At 63.9% G+C, this 22426-nt stretch carries 17 protein-coding genes and 1 pseudogene; 5 read left to right on the plus strand and 13 right to left on the minus strand.

Features of this window, described 5'->3' with window-relative positions; translation table 11 throughout:
* Positions 1-134: 134 nt before the first annotated feature.
* From AC1DT6_RS16695 to AC1DT6_RS16705, 3 genes and pseudogenes are all read left to right on the plus strand, one after another.
* Complete coding sequence (locus AC1DT6_RS16695; protein ID WP_477104801.1) at positions 135-1484, plus strand: IS4 family transposase; 1350 nt, start codon at positions 135-137, stop codon at positions 1482-1484.
* Positions 1456-2847 (plus strand): annotated as a pseudogene (locus AC1DT6_RS16700) (aspartate-alanine antiporter-like transporter); the annotation flags it as partial. The gene AC1DT6_RS16695 and the pseudogene AC1DT6_RS16700, both read left to right, overlap by 29 nt.
* 54 nt (positions 2848-2901) lie before the next feature.
* Positions 2902-3894: a 2-hydroxyacid dehydrogenase gene (locus tag AC1DT6_RS16705; RefSeq protein ID WP_441627362.1), complete on the plus strand. Its 993-nt coding sequence runs from the start codon at positions 2902-2904 to the stop codon at positions 3892-3894.
* Positions 3895-3923: 29 nt separating this feature from the next.
* Here the strand turns inward: AC1DT6_RS16705 and AC1DT6_RS16710 are convergent, their stop codons facing one another.
* The 8 genes from AC1DT6_RS16710 to AC1DT6_RS16745 form a co-directional block, all read right to left on the minus strand.
* Positions 3924-5633, minus strand: a complete 1710-nt coding sequence (locus AC1DT6_RS16710) for a SulP family inorganic anion transporter (RefSeq protein ID WP_477102775.1) — start codon at positions 5631-5633, stop codon at positions 3924-3926.
* A 218-nt stretch (positions 5634-5851) separates the two neighbouring features.
* The gene (locus tag AC1DT6_RS16715) at positions 5852-6442 is read right to left on the minus strand and encodes a hypothetical protein (RefSeq protein ID WP_441627364.1); all 591 of its coding nucleotides are present in this window, start codon (positions 6440-6442) and stop codon (positions 5852-5854) included.
* 47 nt (positions 6443-6489) lie between these two features.
* Entirely contained in the window at positions 6490-7509 is a 1020-nt protein-coding gene (locus AC1DT6_RS16720; protein ID WP_441627366.1) for a hypothetical protein, read from the minus strand.
* 41 nt (positions 7510-7550) lie between these two features.
* Positions 7551-7805: an RNA recognition motif domain-containing protein gene (locus AC1DT6_RS16725; RefSeq protein WP_441627368.1), complete on the minus strand. Its 255-nt coding sequence runs from the start codon at positions 7803-7805 to the stop codon at positions 7551-7553.
* Between the two features lie 32 nt (positions 7806-7837).
* Positions 7838-8620 carry an enoyl-ACP reductase FabI gene (gene fabI / locus AC1DT6_RS16730; protein ID WP_441627370.1) on the minus strand — a complete coding sequence of 261 codons (783 nt, stop codon included), beginning with the start codon at positions 8618-8620 and terminating at the stop codon, positions 7838-7840.
* 144 nt (positions 8621-8764) lie between these two features.
* Positions 8765-9955 (minus strand): acetate/propionate family kinase, encoded by a 1191-nt coding sequence (locus AC1DT6_RS16735; RefSeq protein ID WP_441627372.1) that lies wholly within the window; start codon positions 9953-9955, stop codon positions 8765-8767.
* A 4-nt stretch (positions 9956-9959) separates the two neighbouring features.
* Positions 9960-10898 carry a phosphate acetyltransferase gene (locus AC1DT6_RS16740; protein ID WP_441627374.1) on the minus strand — a complete coding sequence of 313 codons (939 nt, stop codon included), beginning with the start codon at positions 10896-10898 and terminating at the stop codon, positions 9960-9962.
* A gap of 51 nt (positions 10899-10949) precedes the next feature.
* Positions 10950-13310 (minus strand): DUF3141 domain-containing protein, encoded by a 2361-nt coding sequence (locus AC1DT6_RS16745; RefSeq protein ID WP_441627376.1) that lies wholly within the window; start codon positions 13308-13310, stop codon positions 10950-10952.
* A gap of 788 nt (positions 13311-14098) precedes the next feature.
* On the opposite strand from AC1DT6_RS16745, the gene AC1DT6_RS16750 reads away from it, so the two are divergent.
* Complete coding sequence (locus tag AC1DT6_RS16750; RefSeq protein WP_441627378.1) at positions 14099-15865, plus strand: SulP family inorganic anion transporter; 1767 nt, start codon at positions 14099-14101, stop codon at positions 15863-15865.
* A 148-nt stretch (positions 15866-16013) separates the two neighbouring features.
* Here the strand turns inward: AC1DT6_RS16750 and AC1DT6_RS16755 are convergent, their stop codons facing one another.
* Both AC1DT6_RS16755 and ppk2 read right to left on the minus strand, forming a co-directional pair.
* Complete coding sequence (locus AC1DT6_RS16755) at positions 16014-16574, minus strand: GNAT family N-acetyltransferase (RefSeq protein WP_441627379.1); 561 nt, start codon at positions 16572-16574, stop codon at positions 16014-16016.
* A 103-nt stretch (positions 16575-16677) separates the two neighbouring features.
* Positions 16678-17499 carry a polyphosphate kinase 2 gene (ppk2, locus tag AC1DT6_RS16760; RefSeq protein WP_441627381.1) on the minus strand — a complete coding sequence of 274 codons (822 nt, stop codon included), beginning with the start codon at positions 17497-17499 and terminating at the stop codon, positions 16678-16680.
* A 600-nt stretch (positions 17500-18099) separates the two neighbouring features.
* Here ppk2 and AC1DT6_RS16765 point away from each other — a divergent pair.
* On the plus strand, positions 18100-20226 hold the full coding sequence (locus AC1DT6_RS16765) for a patatin-like phospholipase family protein (RefSeq protein ID WP_477102776.1): 2127 nt from the start codon (positions 18100-18102) through the stop codon (positions 20224-20226).
* An 88-nt stretch (positions 20227-20314) separates the two neighbouring features.
* On the opposite strand, the gene AC1DT6_RS16770 is transcribed toward AC1DT6_RS16765, so the two are convergent.
* The 3 genes from AC1DT6_RS16770 to AC1DT6_RS16780 all read right to left on the minus strand — a co-directional run bounded on the left by AC1DT6_RS16770 (position 20315) and on the right by AC1DT6_RS16780 (position 22416).
* Complete coding sequence (locus AC1DT6_RS16770; protein WP_441627385.1) at positions 20315-20884, minus strand: BPSL1445 family SYLF domain-containing lipoprotein; 570 nt, start codon at positions 20882-20884, stop codon at positions 20315-20317.
* 231 nt (positions 20885-21115) lie between these two features.
* Positions 21116-21763: a hypothetical protein gene (locus AC1DT6_RS16775; protein WP_441627387.1), complete on the minus strand. Its 648-nt coding sequence runs from the start codon at positions 21761-21763 to the stop codon at positions 21116-21118.
* On the minus strand, positions 21760-22416 hold the full coding sequence (locus AC1DT6_RS16780) for an SCO family protein (protein ID WP_441627389.1): 657 nt from the start codon (positions 22414-22416) through the stop codon (positions 21760-21762). The genes AC1DT6_RS16775 and AC1DT6_RS16780 overlap by 4 nt, the downstream gene beginning before the upstream one ends.
* Between the last annotated feature and the right edge of the window lie 10 nt (positions 22417-22426).

A 22426-nucleotide genomic window follows, 5' to 3' on the forward strand; every position in this document is an offset into this window, starting at 1 on the left:
CATGCGGTTATACACATCGTTGACCCACCGAAGCGATCCTGGCGCCCCGGAAAAGTGTTTACATTCAAGGACTTGAAGCGGCACTTGTAAACTGTCTGAGTCTCGCGTTTACTTCTGCCTTTTTGGGTGACGCGTTGACGATTGAATCGACACACTGGGCAGAGACTGAATTCGCCCGACTGGATCTCGGTGATGCGCGCCTCGACAAGCGAGCGAGGATATTGATGGAGCGATTTGCGGCTGATCCGATGGCCAGCGTACCGAAGGCGTGCCACGGCTGGGGCGAGACCATGGGAGCCTATCGCTTCTTTGGCAACGACAGCGTTGACTGGCGCGATATTCTGGCGCCGCATTGGCAAAAGTCCCAGCAGAGAATGCAGGCCCAGCCGGTCGTGCTGTGTCTTCAGGACACGACGGGACTTGATTTCAACGGCCAAGCGGCGATCGGTCTGGGGCCGCTGAACTATGAAGCCCAGCGGGGCATGTATTTGCACGCGACCTACGCCGTCACGCCGCAACGCGAGCCGCTTGGCGTGCTGGACGCGTGGATGTGGGCGCGCGAGAAGCGGGACAAATTCGGCAAGCGCGGCGGGCCAAAGGAGAGCCTGCGCTGGATCGAAGGTTACGAGCGCATCGCTGAAATGGCGGCGGAGTTGCTCAACACGAGGCTGGTCTACGTCGCTGACCGCGAAGCAGACCTGATGGCGTTGATGCTTCGTGCTCAAGAGCTCGGTACGCCTGCGGACTGGCTGATACGCGCCGCTCACAATCGCTGCCTGCCAGATGGCGAGAAGCTGTGGCAGCGCACCGCCGACGGCAAGCCCGTTGGCGCGATTGCCTTCACGATGGGATCGCGGCATGGCGTCAAGGCGCGTACCGTGCGCCAGCAACTGTGGGTGCAGCGAGTTGACCTGCCTGCAGGCAAAGGCAAGACAGTCGCGGCGACGTGCATCCTCGCGCGCGAGTTCGATGCACCGGCCGGCGTCAAGCCAATCGAGTGGCGCCTGCTGACAAATCGTGCCGCGGCCAATCTGGACGATGCGATTGAACTTATCGACTGGTACCGCGCGCGCTGGGAGATAGAGACTCTCTTCAACATCTTGAAGAACGCCTGCCGCGTTGAAGTGCTTCAGTTGTCGGCGGTGGAACGCCTTGAGCGCGCTTTGGCGCTGTTCATGGTCGTCGCCTGGCGCATAGCGCATTTGATGAGACTCGGACGCACTTGCCCCGATCTGGACGCTGAGTTGTTCTTCGACCCTGATGAAATACGCGGCGCCTATCTGCTGACCAGAGTCAAGCAGCCGGCCAAGCCAAGCCTGAACGAGGTGCTGCGCCTGATTGCACGCCTTGGCGGATTCCTCGGCCGCAAGAGTGATGGCGAGCCTGGCGTGAAGACGATTTGGCTGGGGCTGAAAGAAGTTCATGTCGCGGCGAAGACACTGCGAGGCTTACGAGCCGTCGATGATGGGGACAATTGTGTATAACCACATGCAGTTTTTTGCGGGCCTGACAAGCGCCGACGGACTGAAGGCCAACGCGGCGGCCGCACTGGGCGTAGCCGGTGCCGGCTTTGTCTCGTTGGCGCTGGTGCCGCTGTTCGGTGTCAAACTCGATGAGTCGCTGGGGATGTTCGCGGGCTCGGGGACCAGCACGGCGACCTTGCAGGCGATCATTACTGCCATGAAAGGCGACGGCGCCGCGGTTGGCTACAGCGTGGCGTATCCCTTCGGTGTCGCCGGTCCGATCCTGATCCTTTACGGACTTGGCGCGGTGCTCAAGGCAAAGATCGAGGCACCTCCGGCAAAGATCATTGAAACGGCCGAAATCGCCCTGAGAAACCGCGAAGTCATTGGCCTCAGGTTCTCCGAACTGAAGGCACGCCTGCCGGCAGGCCTGGCGATTGCCGCGGTGCGCCGCGAACACCATAACCAGCTGCCCACGGACGACCTCGTTCTGCAAACGGACGATGTCCTGCTTGCGACTGCCACGGACCCGGCGGCACTTCAGGAAGCCGCCGCCTTCCTGGGAGAGCTGCAACCGGGACGGATCAGCAGCCATCGGGAGGATCTTGACTATGCTCGCGTATTTGCGTCGAGCCGCGACGTGGTCGGACTGGCGCTGTGCGATATCCGGTTTCCGGAAGGTGTCGTCTGCTCGATTGCCCATGTGCGCAGGGGCGATGCCGATATATTGCCCGGCCCCGATCTTATCCTTGAGGTCGGCGACCGGGTCGGCCTGCTGGTGAATCGTGCCCACGCAAAATCGATACGCAAGTTCTTCGGCGACTCCATCAAGGGCACCGCCGAACTGAGCTTCATCTCGATCGGCATCGGTGCGGCCGCGGGGCTGTTGGCAGGCATCATCCCGCTGCCGATTCCAGGCGTCGGCAAGCTGACCCTCGGGCTGGCCGCGCTGCTGCTGGTCGCCCTTTATCTTGGCAAGCTTCGCCGCTCCGGACCGTTCGTCTGGACCATGCCCCTCTCGGCCAATCTGGTCCTGCGCAATTTCGGCCTCACCATCTTTCTGGCGCAGGTGGGCATTTCCTCCGGGCCGAAGTTCTTCGCCACGATCGGCGTAGCGGGAGCCTGGTTCCTGCTTTACAGCGTTGCCATTGTCCTGGCACTGGTGCTGATCACCGCATTGTGTTGCCTGTGGATCTTCAAGCTGCCGTTTGACACTACCGCAGGCGTCATCAGCGGGGCGACGGGGAACCCGGCCATCCTTGCCTTTGCCAATCGCGTCGCCCCCACGGATCGGACGGACCTCGGCTATGCCATGATTTTCCCTTCGATGACGGTTGCAAAAATCCTGTTCGCACAGATCACCGCGGCACTGGCCGGCGGGTAGCGCGGACAAGTTCTGGCCGGAAGAACAACGCTCCATCATTCTGGGAGACACGCAATGAAAGTTGCCGTATTCAGCGCCAAGCCCTACGACCGCGAATATCTCGATGCCGCCAATGTTGCCGAGGGTCATCAGCTCAAGTACTTCGATGACCTGCTGGAAATGGAAAGCGCCGGCCTTGCCGCGGGCTATGACGCGGTCTGCATCTTCGTGAACGACACCGCGGACGCCGCGGTTCTCGATGCGCTCAAACGCGGCGGAACGAACCTTGTTGCGCTGCGCTGCACCGGATTCAACAACGTCGACCTGAAAGCCGCGGAAAGGCTGGGCATGAAGGTGGTTCGCGTCGTCAGTTATTCGCCAAATTCGGTCGCGGAGCATGCCGTTGCCTTGCTGCTGGCGATCAATCGCAAGATTCACCGTGCGTACAACCGCACGCGGGACTTCAACTTTTCCCTCGACGGGTTGATGGGATTCGATTTCTGCGGCAAAACCGTCGCCGTGGTGGGTACCGGCAAGATCGGCTGTGTGTTCGCCAGGATCATGCTCGGCTTCGGATGCAACGTCGTCGGCTACGATGCATTCCCCACGCCCGAGTTCGAGGCCTTGGGCGCGCGCTACGCCCTACCCGGCGAAATCGGCGCCAGCGCGGATATCATTTCACTGCACTGCCCGCTGACCCCGCAGACGCGCCACATCATCAATGCCGACATGCTGCTGCGCACAAAGCGCGGGGCATTGCTGGTCAACACCAGCCGTGGCGGGCTGATCGACACCGAGGCCGCGATCGAGGCGCTGAAGAGCGGACAGTTGGGCGGGCTGGCCCTCGACGTGTACGAGCAGGAGGCGGATATCTTCTTCCGGGATCTCTCCAGCACCATCATCACCGATGACGTGCTTCAGCGACTGGTCTCTTTTCCAAACGTCATCGTGACCGGCCATCAGGCCTTTTTCACGCACGAAGCCATGACGACGATTTGCCAGACGACGTTGCGCAGCGTCACCGCATGCGAGTCCGGCAAGCCGCTTACGAACGAAATCAAGGCCTGACATGGCGCGCCGACTCGGGCGCGGCAGCCTCACCGCCCCCCGGCCGGCTCCCGCGACGCCTGATACCGGGCAACCGCCTGGTCCAGATCCGGCAGCATCCGCTCGCGCCCTAGCTCCTGGCCCAGCGGCGAGCGCTGCACCAGCGCCAGCACGCCGGGGTTCATGCCGACGAGCCACAGCATTCCACCGCCTTCGCGGTATGTCTTTTCCGCCTCCGTCAGCATCTTGAGCGCTGTGTACTCGAGATCGAACACAGCGCCAAGATCCAGCGCGATAACGCGCGCGTCGGCATCAGCCATAAGCGGACGCATCTTTTGCGCGATGCGCCCGGCATTGGCGAAGAAGATACGGCCCTCCGGGCGCAATAACAGCAAGCCGGGAAAGCTCTCGTCTTCCGGATGCTCAGGCCCCACCGGCCGGAACAAATGCGTGCCCGGCTTGCGCCTGAGCACATAGACCGGCGGATCGGATACCTGGTGCGCCAGCGCCAAAAGCGAGACTACGATGGCCACCACAATGCCCTGCAGCGTGCCGAGGAGCACGACGCCGACCATCGCCGTCACCGCCCAGATAAACTCCGTGCGGCGTACCTGGAGAATCGCGCGAAACTCGACCGGATCGATCAGGCCGATCGAGTACACAATGACCACGGCAGCCAGCGTGGCGTGCGGCATCTTTGCGATAAACGGTCCGAGCAGCAACATTGTGCCCAGCGCCAGCGCCGCGGTAACCAGTGCAGCCAGCTGTGTGCATGCACCGGCCAGCCGGTTCACCGCGGTCTGCGACGTCCCGCCGCCCGCCGGCATGGCGCCCAGCAGGGCTCCCCCGATATTTGCGGCGCCGATCGCCAGCAACTCCCGGTTTGCCACGGGTGCCGGTTCTCCCCTCCTGGCAAACGCACGGCCCGCCGCGATGGACTCGGTAAAGCTCATCAACGCAATGCCAACGGCAGGCGGCCAGAGTTCCGCAATCAGCGAAAGATCCGGCAGGACGGGCGTCGGCAGGCCCGTTGGCACCTGGCCGACGGTCTCCACGCCGTGCGCCTGCAAGCCGAGCAAGCTCACGGCGGCGATCCCGGCTGCCACCGCGATCAGCGGTGCGGGCGCCTTGGGCGAGACATGCTCCATGACCAGCAGCATGCCAATGGTGATGACGCCGACAGCCAGCGTGGTGAGCGATGTATGCGGCAGCCCGGTGACGATGGCCAGCAAATTGTGGAAGAACGAACCCTTGGCAAAGTGTATGCCCAGCAGCTTCGGCACCTGATCGAGCACGATCACGACGGCAATCCCGGCCTTGAACCCGGTCAGGACAGGGTCCGAGATGAAGTTGGCAACGAAGCCAAGCCGCAGCAGCGAAGCCAGCACAAGGATGGCGCCGACGAGCAGGGTAAGCGTCGCCGAGGCCGCCAGCAGGCTGGCAGGAGCCCCGCCCGGCGCCACCCGACCGAGCGCCGCCGCACCGAGAATGGCTAGCGTTGCCGTAGTACTGACGCTAAGCGGGCGCGACGTTCCGAGGAAGGCATAGATCACCATCGGCAGGAACGCCGTATAGAGCCCGACCTGGATCGGCAAGCCCGCCACTGTTGCATAGGCCAGCGCCTTCGGAATGACAACGGCACCGGCGGTGAGCCCGGCGACGACATCCGGCGCGACCCAGTCCTTCTGGTACGCGCGGATCCACTCCGGCACCAGCAGGCTTACGCCGCCGCGGGATGATGCTGACGATTTCCGGTCCATGGGCTCGATCCGCCAATGTCACAACTACGATCCATATCGGGACCGCTCCCGCTTGGGATGCATGGATGCATGGCTCCCGGCCGCTTCCCGCGAGCTCCTCGTTGACGCGTGATCTGCCCGGACTGACCGCAGGTTGCGCAGGGCTTGCCGCTGCGCACCGCGAGTTTCACTGCGGCTTCGTCAGCGGGGGATGCATATCCCCCGCGCTCCATCGCTGCTTACTTCCCCGCAGCCGGCTTGACGGATACCGCGAGCGCCTCGGTGTATACAGCTTCTACCTGGTCGCCCTTCTTGATGTCCTTCAACTGCGCCGGGTCGTCAACCTTCAGGTCCAGCGTATTGCCCTTGGGCCCTTTCAAGGTGACCATCTTCGTCTTGGCATTGACCGCGACGACGTCGGCAAGGACAGTCACTTCGCGCCCGGCTGTGCCGCCCGGCTTGGCGCCCGGTTCGGACCGGTTCATCGTCGCGCTCTCGCTGATCGAACTCTTGCCGCGCCCCTCCTTCTTGAGCGTCAGCGTCATGGCTTCCCTGTAGTCGACAGTCACCACGTCGCCAACCTTCAGCTGGTCAAAATTGCGCGCTTCCTCACCCACCGCAAGACTCGTCACCTTGCCCTTCTTGTCCTTCAGCGAAACCGTTCTGGTCGCCGCGTCGATGGCTGTCACCGTGGCCGTGACGCTGGTTACCCCTCCCACGGTCACCTGGCCCGGCGCCTTCGCGACGTCCACCTTGGTTTCCGGCTGCGCCATCGCCGAGCCCGCCATCACCGCAAGGGCGGCCACCATCAGGAATTTCTTGCTTTGCATTTTCCTCTCCTTTGAAACACCAGAAACCCGCTTTCACCCGCTCGCCGCTACAGCAAGCGCTCGGCCTCGTCGAGCAGGCTCGTGCACGACAACATCGCTGCGCGTGCGAAGCGCACCAGTGCGAACGTACGCACCAGTGGCGGATCGCCGGGAACGCGCGCCGTCAGCAACTCCAGTTCATGCCCGGGCACCGTGCTGCCTTCCGGCAAAAGCACATTCATCAGGCTTAGCCGCCTGCGCTGGCTTTCGATGGAGAAGCACGACCTTGCATCCTTGAACACCGCCGCCATGCCTTCCAGCTGGCGGTCAAGCGCGCCGGACTTGTCACCCAGTTCGCCCAGTTCCCTGTCGTTCTGTTCGATCTGCTCGCGCAGCCGGGCCCGTTCCCCGGCGTCCGCCTGCTCGTCGCCGCCCATCACCGAACGCATACCGGTGCTCTGCCGTTCCAGCAGGCGCAAGCGCGCCTTCAGCAGGCCATGCTCGCGCTCCAGCACATCGCGCCGCGATGTATCGGCAGCGATATTGGAAAGGCTCTGAAGGACCATCTGATCCAGCATTCTCCGCACGATCTCCTCGCGCAGCGCCGCATCGGTCGTGCCGCAGATCCTGACCTGATGGTCACTGAAACTGACCGTGGTCTGCGGCACCTCGGCACGCATCACATCCCCTTCGAGGGCCACGCCCAGCGTATGGCGCTCCGTCATCGTCATGCCCAGCACGGCGCAGGCATCCTGCGCGCCCGCCGACGCCTCGAAAAACTCGCGCAGGTCCGATGAGCGGCTGAAGGCGAGCTCCACATCATGCGCGGTGCCGAAGAAAGCGTGGATATAGGGGTCGGATCCCCACGCCGCCTTGCTGGCTTCCAGCGGCGCAGGGAGGCCGGCTACGAGGCCCCGCACATAATCGAGCGCCATGCCGATCGCGGGGCCGAGCCGTTGCTCGTAGCGCGGCACCAGCCGCAGGCGCGGGCTGAGCCTGAGCACGCGCTCCGTCAACCCGGCGATCTCCTGCTCGTCATGCGGGTGCGCGCCGGCGTCACGCCGGCGCAGCCAGTTCAGAATACTCATGCAACAGCTCCCTTCACCGCGCTTCGCCTGGCCCCGCGAGATCAGCTATAGCGCTCCGCCATGACCAGCGCGCTGAGGTTGTGGCCTTTCCAGAACATGTGCTGGATGCGCGGCTGAAGCTTGCGCAATGCATCCGGCTCGAGGGCATGGAAGGTCAGCATCACGGCTGGCCGCGACCCGTCCCCCGGAACATGCTCGATTTCGTCAAACGGTGGGAAGCCGTACTTGACCAGGAATTCCCTGATCTCGTCATCGGTGGTGGCGCTGTCGATATTCCCCAGTAATAGCAAGGACATGATTCACTCTCCTCGGTTGCTGCCGCGGCGCGCTACGCCATGATGTTGACGCCGCCATCCACATACAGCGTTTCTCCCGACAGTCGCCGCGCAAACGGCGTCGCGAGAAACGCGCACGTAAAACCGACATCGAGGATGTCGACCAGTTCGCCAACGGGCGCGCGCTTCGCTGCGTCGCTAAGCATCAGGTCGAAGTCCTTCAGCCCGGAAGCGGCGCGGGTCTTGAGCGGACCAGGCGATATCGCATGCACACGGATGCCCCTGGCGCCGAGCTCGTAGGCCAGGTAGCGCGAAACGGCCTCCAGCGCGGCTTTCACCGGACCCATTACGTTATAGTTCGGCACCACTCTGTTTGCGCCGTAATAACTCATCGTGAACATCGTGCCCCCGTCCCGCATCAGAGGCGCGGCCAGCCGCGCCATGCGGATGAAGGAGTGGCAGGAGACGTCCATGGCCTTGCCGAATCCCTCAGCGGAGCAATTCAGCAGGCCGCCCTGCAGATCGTCCTTTGGCGCCCAGGCAATCGAATGCACGAGGATATCCAGCTTGCCCCAGGTCTTTTCGATCTCGGCGAACACGCCCTCAAGCTCCCCTTCGCGCGACACATCGAGCGGCATGAAGATCGGGGCTTCCAGTTCCTTCGCCACCGGCTCCACGTATTGCCTGGACTTTTCGTTCACATAGGTGATCGCGAGGTCGGCACCCATCTCCCGAAAGGCCTTTGCGCAGCCATAGGCGATTGACTGGTCGTTGGCGATCCCGCAGACCAGCGCTTTCTTGCCCGCCAGGATCGGCCGGAGTGTTTCGGCTGTCATGTTGCTGCTCCATCATAGGACATCTCCGGCACCCGTGCGGGCGCCGCAAGCGTAGCCTGGGTTGTGCCGCTTGCGCCTGCCCGGGCGACACGCCGGGTGCCGTCTCCATCGGCACCGCCTTGCCCGTGGCGAACGAAATGGTCTTCATTGCGCCGCCGTTCCGATCACCGACCTGGTGTGCCTTGCGATCATGAGTTCCTCGTTCGTCGGGATGACCCACACCGGCACCGTGCTCGACAGCGTGCTGATTCTCGGCTCGCCCCTGGCGTTCGCGCCGGCATCCAGCGCGATGCCAAGCCAGTCCGCCTGCCGGCAAACCTGCTCGCGTATCGGCGCGGCATGCTCGCCGACACCAGCGGTGAACACCAGTGCATCCAGTCCTCCAGCCGCGGCCGCAAGCGAACCTAGCTCGCGCGCGATCCGGTAGGTATAGAGTTCAACGGCGAAGCGTGCGCGCGGATCGTCGCTGGCCAGCAGCGCCCGCATGTCGCTGGAGATCCCGGAGACGCCGAGCAGCCCGGACTTGCGGTAGATCAGGTCCTCGATAGCGCGGGCATCCATGCCGAGCTCATCCATCATGTACAGGATGACACCGGGATCCAGATTGCCGCAGCGCGTACCCATGGGCAGCCCGTCCACCGCGGTGAACCCCATGGTGCTGGCGACACTCCGGCCGGCCACGAGCGCACACATGCTGCTGCCGTTACCCAGATGGGCAACCACGGTGCGGCCGGCGGCGGCGGCGGCGTCGACCGCCGGCAAAACGCTGGCGATGTACTCATAGGAGAGCCCATGAAAGCCGTAGCGCCGCACGCCGCGCTGCGTGATCGAGGCGGGAAGCGCGAAAGCCTGTGCCGCTTCTGGCTGGCCGCGGTGAAACGCCGTGTCGAAACAAACCACTTGCGGCAGTTCGGGGCGCCGCTGCGCGAGAATGCGGATCGGCTTGAGGTTGTGCGGCTGGTGCAAAGGGGCCAGGGGGCTCAGGGCGTCCAGCGCAGAAACGACCTCGGGCGTGACTTTCACCGCCTGCGTGAACTGCACGCCTCCATGCACCACGCGGTGCCCCACGGCGACCAGATGGTGGCCTTCACCGTGCCCGCGCAGGAAATCGGCGAGAAAGGCAATGGCCCCGCCATGACCCAGTTCGGTGCCATCGCCCCAGTGTTTCGTCTCCACCTCCGCGCCCGATGCGTTGGTGGCGCGAAAGCCCGGCGACGTGTAGATGCCATCGAGACTGCCGCGCAGCACCAGCTCCGGCTCGTCGCCGTGGGCACCGAAAGCGCTGAACTTGATGCTCGACGAGCCTGCGTTGAGTACCAGTATCACGTCGGCCATGGCCTTACCCCAGTGCCTTGCCCGACTCGCGGCGGGCCTTTGCCACCAGCGCGGCAACCGCGCAGGATGCCAGCCGGGTCGACACGGAGTCCGCCCTGCTGGTGAGGATGATAGGTACCCGCGCGCCGAGCACGATGCCGGCCGCATCGGCACCGGCGAGAAAGGACAGGCTCTTGGCGAGCATGTTGCCGGCCTCCAGGTCGGGCACCAGCAGCACGTTGGCGCGGCCCGCAACCGGCGAATCGATCTTCTTGATGCGGGCGGCCTCCAGGTTGATGGCGTTGTCGAGCGCCAGAGGGCCGTCAACGACCGCGCCGGTGATCTGGTGACGTTCAACCATCTTGCACAGCGCTGCAGCTTCGATAGTGGACGGGACCTTCGGATTGACGGTCTCCATCGCCGACAGGATCGCCACCCTTACCTCCTTGAATTGCAGCGCATGGGCCAGATCGATGGCGTTCTGGAGGATGTCCGCCTTCTCGGCGAGCGTGGGAGCAATGTTCACGGCGGCGTCCGTGATAATCAGCGCCTCCTCATGGTCCGGCACGTCCATCACGAAGCAGTGGCTGACACGCCGGGAGGTGCGCAAGCCAGTATCGCCCTTGACCACCGCCGCCATCAGCTCATCCGTGTGCAGACTGCCTTTCATCAGCGCCTCGGCCTTGCCTTCGCGCACCAGTTGCACGGCAGCGGCGGCAGCCGCATGGCTGAAAGGCGCATCGACGATCGGATACGGACTGATGTCGATACCGGCGGCCTTCGCTGTTTCCTCGATGCGCGCCCTGGGACCGACCAGGATGGGGGCGATCAGCCCCATCTGTGCAGCTTCCACCGCCCCTTCCAGCGAACTCCGGTCGCACGGATGCACCACCGCCGTCGGCGTTGGCGGGATGGACTTGCAGAACTCAATCAATCGCTGGTACTTCTCGTGCTTGGTGTTCACTTGCACTCCTCCTGCTCGATTAAGCCGTGGCCGGCAGCATTCCCGGCGCGCTCAGGCCCGCGCGAGCGTAGCCGGTCGGCGCACGCGCTCCGGCTTTCCCGCCGCGGCTCTCCGGATGCGCGCGAGCATGGCCACCTGTTCTGCCGTGGGCTTGCTGCCAAGCACGCGCTCATCCGCCGACAGCTTGTCCAGCAGCGTCAGCAGCCGTTCGCGGTCGGCCGGATCCTGGAGCAGGACCGCCAGCGTCTCCAGGGCCTGCTCCGGCGCATGCTGAACGATGATTTCCTGCTGGCCGCGAATCGAGCGCCACTCGTGCATCGGCACTTCGGGCAGGAATTCACCGTAGTCAGCTACCATCTCCTTGCGCATCTCCAGCCGCGAGAGCGGCAGCGGCTCCCCATGGCGGATCAACAGGAACGCGATCCTGCCGAGCGCTTCCACATAGCCTCCTCGCGCTATCGAAGCCAGGGCCTCCCTGACCTGCGGCAGCTCCGCCGGCTCCGCCGCCACCGGCCGTCCGTCATGCGCCGGCTCTTTGTTGCCGAAGTACAGGGAGAACATATTGGCGTAGATGCCGAAGAACGATGCCTCCGTCATGGCGTCGCGCACGGCACGGTATCCGTCCAGCGCCGCGCTGACGAGTTCGGCCCCGGCTTGTTCCCGCTGCCGCAGCGGATGGTCTGGCTCCATGGCCTGACGGTTCTCCCTGACGGCTTCGGCGGCGGGACCCAGCCAGGCGAGCCAGGGGTTCATATCCGACAGCGCCCAGTTCTGCACCCGCAGCGGGTGGAACTCGCGCAGCAAGCGTGCCGAGAAATCGTTGGACATCGCCTGCACGAAGGGTTGCGCGAACAGCTCATAGGCGCGCTGATTGAAATCCGACAGCGCCGCTACAGCCTCGAACGGCTTCTCGTCGACTCGCTGGAAGCGATTGAGCCGCGCCACGATATCCTCGAGGCGATGCTCCCGGAACTCCACGTCGTACTCGACGTCGCCGCTTGCGCTCTTTTCCGCACGCTCCGTAATGGCCATGCCATAGAGCCCGGGAGGCAGCAGTTCGATGCTCTTCAGCACGGACACGATCTGCGCGTGCTCCTTCTGTGCCACCTTCCCCGAAACGAAGATGCCCAGGTGACCGATGTTCTGGTGAAGCATCCCGACGATGACCTGGCCTCGCGCCTTGATCTCCTCGGTGCTCTCGTACACGTCCACTACCCAGTTGAATGCCTGCTGCGGCGGTGTGATGTTGTCGCCCATCGAGGCGAACAGCACGATGGGCGATCTGATATCACGCAGGTCGAAGCCCTTGCCGCCCGCGCCCTTCACATCACCGGACCATAGCTTGTTGCCGACAAACAGATTTCGGGTGATCCACTCGATCTCCTCCCGGTTCATCAGGTAGTAGCCACCCCACCAGCGCTCGAACTCCAGGAAACGCGGCGGCTCCGTGTCGGCCTTGTTGTACAGGTTGAAGTATTTGTCCCACAGGCTGTTGGCGGGATTCAGGTTCTCGAAGTTCTGCACCAGGTGGGCGCCATCGAACTTGCCGTTGCCGAGATCCGCCGTGAACGAGGACAGCCAGGTACCGCCGAGCAGGCCGCCCGCGTAGCGCATCGGGTTGTCTCCCTCATCCTCGCTCCAGGCGCCGCTCCAGTACGACATCGGCGCACCGTTGATGACGATGGGTCCGGTGTCGTCCGGGCCAGAGGCCGCCAGCATCATGGCCGCCCAGCCGCCCTGGCAATTGCCGATGATGGCCGGCTTGGGGCTGTCCGCATGCAGCGCACGGACCTTCTTCACGAAGACCTGCTCGGCCTCGCACACATCGAGCAAGGTCTGGCCCGGTTCGGGATCGCGGAAGAAAATAACGAAGTAGACAGGATGGCCTGCACGCAATGCGACGCCCACCTGCGAATCGTCCTTGAATCCCCCGATACCGGGACCATGGCCCGCGCGGGGGTCGATGATCAGGTAGGGACGGCGGCTGTTGTCGATATGCACGCCTTCGGGCGGTGTGATCCGTAGCAGCGCGTAGTTCACCGGCCGCTCGAACTGGCGGCCGTCGAGGACAAACTCGTAGTCGAAGTGCAGTACCGGCTTCAGGCCCTGCACCGCGTTCTCGACAAAGTGATTGCCGCGCTGCCGGAGCGTGTCCCAGAAGAGGATGGCACGTTGCCCCGCATCCACGGCGTAAGCGTAACAACTCAATGGATCGGCGCCTGTCATCAGCCTGGCGGCGTCGGCAAGGCCCTCGGCTTTGCCAATGCCTTTGCCAATGCCATTGCCATCGCCGCAGGCCTCCTGCACCCGGTGACCAAAGGCTTCCTGTGCATTCCTGACGCGTTTCTGAAGTACCAGACCGGTCTTGATACCGATCTCGTGCGCATGTACTAGTTGCTTTCCAGCATCCATGGTGATGACCTCGACAGCCAGTTGTTAAACCGTCCGCGAGCGGCATCGCCGGCGGATATGGAAGGTACCTTCGCGTATAGGATTGGCCTCAATAGTGGCGGGCTATGCCCACTGAGCCATGCACGTGCGATTCGGCAACGCCGGCGTATCGGGGCGTCGCGTTTCGCAGACTTGATATGCCTATGTTTTATACATGCGGTCCGCCAGCACATTGACTTGCATCAAGAATGCGTGCTCGTTGCCGAAATGACGTCACGCACCGTTCATTGGCGGGCTTGTTCATTGCCCCGGTGACCGGAATGCAGTTGCCACGCGGCGCACGGGCGGTTGTTGAGAGGCCAGCGCCGGCGGCCAGGCACCTATGGCGGCACCCTGGCGCCGCGCGCCAGCGGGATGTGCCGGGAGCACTTTTCCCTGGACGACGTCCGGCCGCAAGTCGTGACGCTTGCCGGTCCTAAACGCGTCCGGTAGCGCAGAGGCTCAAGAAATGGGCGCCACCGTTTTCGCGTGAAGTGAACAGGCCAGACCCGTCCGGACTTTGCGCCAAATCAAGCACAAGCACCCTGTGCCGAATATCTTGGAAGTATGGACTGCGGCTGTGGCACCAGCGCGTGAGGCGCAGCACACCGGCGTGCACTAAGCGTTGTTTCTTGGAGGCCTTGCTTTTCCATATGGCGCATTCGATTTTGACGGCGGGAACAGGCAACTAGCGTGAGCAGGTCTGTTACCTGAGTGTTATGCCTGATCCAGGTTCCCGTCAGATCCGCGCCCCAAGAGGATGTGATGCCATGACCGAAGATCCCGGCACCGCCGGCGAAGCCACCAGCGGGACTTCCATGCGTGGGTGGCGCGCAGTATTTCCTCCTGCGCAGTGGCTGACCACCTACCGGCCGCAGTGGCTGGCGCGCGACGCGATTGCCGGCGTCACGCTCGCTGCCTACGGCATTCCGGTTTCGCTCGCCTACGCATCGCTCGCCGGCCTGCCTCCGCAATATGGCATTTACTGCTATCTGGTTGGCGGCCTCTTCTACGCGCTGTTCGGCTCCTCTCGCCAGCTTGCGATCGGGCCCACCTCTGCGATCTCGATGCTCGTCGGGGTCACGGTGGCGGGCATGGCCAATGGCGATCCGGGCCGCTGGGCCGCCATCGCGGCGCTGACGGCGGTGCTCATGGCCGGCATGTGTTTGCTGGCATGGCTGCTGCGGCTGAGCTCCCTGGTCAATTTCATCAGCGAAACGATACTGCTCGGCTTCAAAGCCGGCGCGGCCCTGACCATCGCCTTGACGCAATTGCCCAAGCTGTTCGGGGTCAAGGGTGGCGGCGAGGCTTTCTTCGAGCGCGTCGTCATTCTCGCCGGTCAGATCCCCGATACCAACCTGGTCGTGTTCGCTTTCGGTCTTGTCGCGCTTGCCTTGCTGCTGCTGGGGGAGAAATTCCTGCCTGGCCGCCCGGTCGCTCTGTTCGTGGTGGTGATTTCCATCATCGTGCTGTCGGCAACGTCGCTGAGTCAGTTCGGCTTCAAGGTCGTCGGTGCGTTGCCGCAAGGTTTGCCGGAGTTCCGCCTTCCCGGGCTGCGGGCACGCGATGTGGACGGGGTGGTTCCGCTGGCATTCGCCTGCGTGTTGCTGTCCTACGTGGAAAGCGTTTCCGCGGCGCGGGCACTGGCACAGACGCACGGCTACGAGATCGATCCGCGCCAGGAACTGCTCGGCCTGGGCGCGGCGAATCTGGCCGCGGGCTTCTTCCAGGCCTACCCTGTCGCCGGCGGTCTGTCCCAGTCATCGGTGAACGACAAGGCTGGTGCCAAGACGCCACTCGCGCTGGTTTTCGCCTCGGTCACGATCGGACTGTGCCTGATGTTCCTGACCGGCTTGCTAGCCAACCTGCCTAACGTGGTACTCGCAGCCATCGTGCTGGTTGCCGTCAAGGGCTTGATCGACATCGGCGAACTGCGCCACGTGTGGCGGGTAAGCCGCCTTGAATTCATTGTATCGATGGTGGCGTTTGCCGCCGTGCTTTTGCTGGGCATCCTGAACGGCGTGCTCGTGGCGGTACTCGTTTCGATGTTGCTGATCATACGGCGCGCGGCGCACCCGCATGTGGCCATCCTCGGCCGCATCCCCGGCACGCGCATTTACTCCGATATGGAGCGTAATCCCGACAACGAAGCCATTCCTGATGTGCGGGTGTTCCGCGTCGAGGCGTCGCTGCTTTACTTCAACGTCGAGCATGTGCGTGCTGCCGTCTGGCAGAGAATCCGCTCGGCCGCCGCGCCGGTCAGGCTGGTGATCTGGGATCTGTCCACCTCGCCCGCCGTCGACCTCGCCGGCGCACGCATGCTGGCGGCATTGCATACGGCATTGAAGGCAGAAGGGATAGATCTGCGGCTTGTGGCGGCGCATGCGAAGGTGCGGGATATGCTTCGCGCTGAAGGGCTGGAGGATCGCCTCGGCTATTTCGGGCGCCGCGTCTCGGTGGCCGATGCGATCGACGAGTTTCAGCGACACGCGGAAACGGGCGGCCCGGCGGGAGCTGAAACGCAGGTCATGGGATAGCGAACGTGGAGGAGGACGTTTCACCACGGGCTGGAGATCTGAGGTTGACCGAGATTGAGCAACCGTTGCCGGACGCCATGAGGGTCGGGAAGGGATGAAGCTTCGGCACCAGTCGGCCAGAACCAGAGAGACGGACTATCATCCGCCCTTACCCTGGTGCCGGTGCTTCCGCCGCCCCCGTCAAGCCGAGACTGACCACGCGCAACGTGGCATCTTCGTGGCAGGCCGTGTCGACAAACCCGAGCCGGCGGGCAAGGCCGCGCATCCCGGTGTTCGAGGCCAGCACGTAGCCTTCCATGGTGCGATATCCGCGTGCGCGGGCGGCAGCGATCAATACTTGCATGAGACACCGCGCCAGCCCGAGACCGTGCCATTCGTCGTCGATCGTCACGGCAAACTCGCAGACATCGCTGCCCGGCGCGGCGGCATAGCGCGCGCCGCCGACAATGCTTTGCGCATCGCCGTAGATGGCGACCAGCGCGCACTCCAGCTCCGGCGCCGGATGCGTTGCCGACTCAAGCATCGCCTCCGGCAACTCCCGCAGGGAGGCCATGAAACGCGTGTAACGCGAGTCCGCGGAAAGCCGGTCGAAGGCCGCCAGCAAGCCGGCCTTGTCCTCCTCCCGGATCTTGCGCAGCACTACCTGCCGCCCATCGCGCAGCGCCACCCGGGCCGGCAGCGATATTTCAGAGAGGGGATTGTCTTGCATGGTGACCTTGTTTGTAGTTGGCCCAGGGGACCGCGTTGCCACGGCGGTCCGCGCGTGCGCTTAGGCGAAACTGACAGAGGTTACGGATTGAAACCCGTGGCCCTCAAAACTGCTCTGGAACGAATTTGTAGGGATAGTCCGGTTCCCGATAGCCACCAGGCTTCTGCCGTTCTGGCAGCTTTACCTTCTTGCGCGGCACGGCTTCGTAGGGAACCTTGGCCAATATGTCGCTGATGATATTGAGACGGGCGCGCCGCTTGCAGTTCGAGTTGGCAACATACCATGGTGCGAAGTCCGTGTCCGTTGCAAGGAACATGTCGTCGCGCGCGCGCGAGTAGTCATACCACCGGCTGTAGGACTTCAGGTCCATGCCCGACAACTTCCAGGTCTTCCGCCCATCGTTAATGCGCGCCTCAAGGCGGCGGGTCTGCTCTTGCTCACTGACCTCCAGCCAATACTTGAGCAGGATAACGCCCGAGCTCACGACGGCCCGTTCCACAAGGGGCACGGCGCTCAGGAATGACTCGGCCTGTTCCTCGGTGCAGAAGCCCATGACCCGCTCCACGCCGGCACGGTTGTACCAGCTGCGGTCGAAAATCACCACCTCGCCTGCGGCGGGCAGGTGCGGAAGGTAGCGCTGGACATACATCTGGCTCTTTTCGCGCTCGGTGGGCGCCGGCAAGGCAACCACGCGGAACACGCGCGGACTCACGCGCTCGGTAATGGCCTTGATCGTGCCGCCTTTACCTGCGCCATCGCGCCCTTCAAAGATGATGCAAAGCTTGCAGCCGGTCGCGAGAATCCATTCCTGCAGTTTCACGAGTTCCACATGCAGGCGGGCAAGTTCCTTCAGGTATTCCTTATTGCTGAACTTTCCGTCCTCCCGTGGCTCGGTATCGGCGTCATGCTGATTCGTCTTTGCCATGATTCTTCTCCTGATACCGCCGCTGACAACCCCGGGTGGGCATGTACGTCAAATGTGGCCGCCGGCTTCTGCGTTGGCAATCGGACTTTGGTCCTACACATGCGCCGCGCAACGAAATTTGTTCTCATTCTCAATATCGGGCCTTGCGCATTGGCGGGTGATGGCTGGTACGCACAGGGCCGCCAATGGCGCCCCACCTTGATGATGCTGCGATGCACCGACCGGCACGGCGTTTCTTCCTTGTTTCAAGGTAGTGCAGATCCGCGAGGAAAAATTGACCTGCAACAAGTAACCAGTGCAATACCTACCGCAGCGGTGTTCGTCCATCTAAGCTATACAGAACGTTCGCCTTGAAAACTGCCCATGAAAGCCGCAGCCAGACCAGGAAGGCGACAGCTTCAAATCTGGATCGGCTCGGGTGGTGTTGCCTTGTGCCCGCCGGGGTACGCGCGCCCTCGGTGTCTTGCGCGCGCCTTGCTGGCTGCCTTTGCCGCCTTTTTGGCGATCCCGGCGCTTCCAGCGCTTGCGGAGCCAGGGTTGCCGGCCGCACAGCCTGCTGCTGCCACCGGCGCCCCTCTCGCCAGCGCCCCCCCGCAGGCCATGGGCAGACCGCGGATCTGCCTGGTGCTGTCCGGCGGCGGCGCACGCGGCGCCGCCCATATCGGCATCCTGAAGGTTCTGGAATCGCTGCGCGTGCCGGTGGACTGCATAACGGGTACGAGCATGGGATCGCTGGTCGGTGCCGCCTATGCGACCGGCGTCACGCCAGGCGAAATGGAGAAAATCGTCGCTGGCTTGTCCACCAGCGCACTATTCAAGGAACGGCCGCCGCGGCAGGATCTGAGCATCAGGCGCAAGCAGGAAGATCGCAGCAATCTGTTTACGCCGGAAATCGGCGTCAAGGGCGGCCAGTTGGAATTGCCCAAAGGCGCCGTCACGGGCGTGCAGCTCGAGAAGGTACTGCGCGGGCTGGCGCGCGCGCCAGGCTATCGCGATTTCAATGCCCTGCCGATTCCGTACCGCGCAGTGGCCACCGACCTCGTGACAGGCACGCCCGTGGTGTTCACCCAGGGCGAGCTGGCCATGGTCATGCGCGCCAGCATGTCCGTGCCGGGCGTGGTGGCCCCCGTCGACTACGAAGGGAAGCTGCTGGTCGACGGCGGACTGACCAACAACCTCCCCGTGGACGTGGCGCGCGCCATGGGCGCGGATATTGTCATTGCGGTGAACCTCGGCACGCCGCTGATGCGGCGCGACGAACTGGGATCGGTGATCAGCGTGACCGGCCAGATGCTGAATATCCTGACCGAGCAAAACGTACGTGCGTCGCTGGCACAACTCCGGCCAGAGGACATCCTGATTCTGCCGGAACTCGGGGATTTTTCGGCAGGCGACTTCGATAACCTGGAAAAGACGATCCCGATCGGCGAGGCCGCGGCACGCAAGGTTGCCGACCGGCTGGCCCCGCTGGCCTTGCCACAGCAGGAGTATGCCGCACTGCGCCAGCGCCAGCAGGCCGCAGCGCCGCAAGACCGTCGCCCGGTCGACGAGATACGCTTTGCACCGCTGCAGCGCGTCAACCCCGATTTCGCCGCCGGCACCATGGAAACCAAGTCTGGCGAACCGATCCGGCCGGAGCAGCTGGATAAGGACATGAGCCGGCTGTTCGGCACCGGCGACTTCGAGCACGTCAACTATCGCGTGCTCGATGAACCAGGCCAACGGATCCTGTCGGTCGATGCCGTCGAGAAGTCCTATGGCCCCAACTACCTGCGCTTCGGTCTCGGGCTGAGCACCGACTTTCGTGGCGATGCGTTCTTCAACCTGCTGGCCAGCCATCGGCGCACCTGGATCAATTCACTCGGCGCCGAATGGCGCACCGATGCCCAGCTCGGACAGACAACCAACCTGACCAGCGAGTTCTACCAGCCCCTGGACACGCGCCATACCTTCTTCATCGCGCCTCGGGTGGAACTGGAACGCCGCTCGGTTAACGTGTTCCGGGACACGGACCGCATCGCCACCTACGACCTGCGCCGTTTCGACCTGGCACTGGATGTAGGCAGCCAGTTCACGAAATATGGCGAAGCCAGGATCGGCGTGCTTACCGGCAGCGAACACGTCACGCTAAGCACCGGTCCGGCCGCGCTGTCGCCCGGCCAGGAGAACAACAAGCGCGGCGCCATCACCGGCCGGCTGCTGGTGGACCAACTCGACAGCGCGAGCTTCCCGCGTACCGGCTATGCCGGCAGCATGCACGTCTACGCCTCCGAGCCGGGACTCGGCGCCGACCAATCCTATGTCAAGGCGGATGCCGACGGCACCTACGCCTGGTCCTCAGGCCGGCACACCTTGAATTTCGGATTCAAGGCCGGCAGCAATATCGGTGGCAACCCGCTGCCACGCTACGACTTGTTCCAGTGGGGCGGTTTCCTGAAGCAATCGGGATACAGCACCGGGGAGTTGCTGGGTGGCAACCTCCAGTATCTCCGGGCGGTCTATTACAACAAGCTGGCCAGGCAATCGCTGCTGGAAGGCGTGTATGGCGGCTTTTCGCTGGAGGCCGGCCGCATGGGCGAGCCGCTGGTGCAGGGAAGTCCTACCGGCGTGCTCAAGTCCGGCTCGCTGTTCGTCGCCATCGATTCGCCGATCGGGCCACTCTACCTCGCCTATGGCCGCGCCGCTGGCGGCCACTATGCCTACTACCTGTTCCTTGGCAAGCCTTAGCCCTGCAATCCCGCGCGACAGCTCGGGCAAGGCCGCCCGCCCTGGCTCCTGAGCGGGAACCAGGGCCGGCCGCCTTGCGAATCGCGGGCTAAATGTCCAGCTTCCCGATCTTCGTCCCTGAGAGCGACAGGTTCGCCATCAGGCCAGCGTTGGTCACTACGAAGCCGATGATCGGCGCGCGGGCGGTATTGGTATCGATTTTGCCGTTGGCGCCAATCGTCGCCAGCGCCACGGACCCATCGACACCCGCGGTCCAGCCGTTGCTGGCACGGAACGACGCCAGCGAGTCCGGGGTCATGAACATCAGGATGAGCGCCTTGGACTGTGCCCCCGCCAGCCAGCCGAATGACGCGGTCGTGGTCCTGTAGTAGCCCACCGACCCCCCTGCCACGCGTAACGCGCCCTCGCCATACTCGGCGCCGACGATAAAGCCCGCGGCAATCACGCTCGGAAATACCAGGATGCCCTCCGCCTTGGCGGAAAGTTCCCTGGATCCGTCCGCCGTGGCAAAGAGCTTGTTCAGCGCCCCATCGACGCTGGCGTCGATCTCCCGCCGCTTGCTCGCAGTGTCCGTGGCAGAGCCTGACGTGGTGGAACACGCCGTAACGGAGGCGGCTAGCGCAACGGCGGTCAGGGAACAAAAAGTACGACGTTTCATTTTTTTCCTCCTTGGGGGACTGTGGCCACAGGCACTCGGTAAGTCGCAACGCACTGATACAACCCTGCAGTTAAAGGTTAGGGCAGCCGGTGTGCTTCGCTTTGCGCTAGATCAGCATCCTGAAGGACGTGCTGGCTACCAAGGCGGTCGCCACGTTCCCGGCGGCATAGCCGCCCTCCCCGACAAGGCGTCGTCAGGGCCTTAAAAAAACCACCTCCGCGCACCGGCGGCCTATTGCTCTTCCCCCTCGTGTGAGCCGCCGCGCGGAGAAAAGCCAAAGCCGGGCAGTCGCCGCAGGTGCAAAACTAGCCCGACGGCAACCGCGACGGCATAGGCAATGAGCCCATTCCCCGCGAGCCATTGATCCGCCAGCAGGTAGTTGGCACAGAGTCGGCTCCGGGTGTCATGGAACAGCATGCCCACCGTGGCCAGCGTCCATACAAGATTGCCGGCGAAAAACAACAGCACTGCCGCTGGCGCCCGCCTCAGCCCGTGCTGTAGCGCGGCTCCGGCGAAAAGCAGCGATATGTACTTGGCTGCGTTGACGCCTGCATCGAGCCGCGCCAGGTCCAGCGCCAGCGGCACCATCCAGAACATCAGGCAGAGCGAGAAGCACAGCAACGGCGCCAGGCCCATGCGCATCAGGGCTTCGACTGCGCGAATACCGTCATGCCGGCGAGCGGCGAGGACGGAAGCGACGAAGCCCAATGCCAGGAGAACGGGAAACTCCGCCAGCATCTGCAGTGCCATGCTGGCTTCGATGGCCTGGCGGACCGGCGCCAGCAACAGAACACCGGGCAGGCAGAGCAGGCACCACAACGCCCACTCGCGTCGCGGGCGCGGCGCGGGCAGGGCCGCGACACCGGCAGCCGGCTTCATCGCGCCGCCTGCCGCGCCGCGACCAGCGCCTGGTCGAACGACTGGTAGTCGTACAGGCCGAGCACCACGCCGCGCCCGTCAATCAGATGGATTTCGGCGTTGTGGATATATCCGCCCAGTCCGTCCGGTATCACCACCACATCGAGCGAGCGCAACAGGGCCGCTTGCGCGGCAGGCGCCACGGGCGCGCCGATCCGCCAGATGCCGGGGTCGGCGCGTTGCTGCGCGCCATAGGCAGCCAGGCGCCGCGTCTCATCATGGGCGGGGTCGATGGAGATGGACAAAAGCCCGACCCGGTCTGCCAGCCCCTGTGCCTGAATATCCTGCTGAAGCCGGAAGAATGCCGGCCCGAGCGCGGCGCACACGGTGGCACAGCGGGTATAGATGAAATCCACCAGGTACACCTGGCCGGAGCGGGATGCCGGCGTCCAGGGCGTGAACCGGTCGCCACGCGCGTCGCGCATCGCCAGCGGCGGCGCCACCAGTTTTCCCGCCATGGCCATGGCGCTGCGCCGGTCATCCAGCGTCCACACCCGCATGCCCCACGTGAGCCAGGCGAGCGCCGCCGCGAAGCCAAGGCACAACGCCAGGCAACCCAGGCCCGCGGCCCACAGGCTGGGCGGGCGGCGCGAAGTTCGAGAGTCCGTGGCCATCACTGCCTTG

This window comes from Cupriavidus sp. 01L45, from assembly GCF_056399885.1.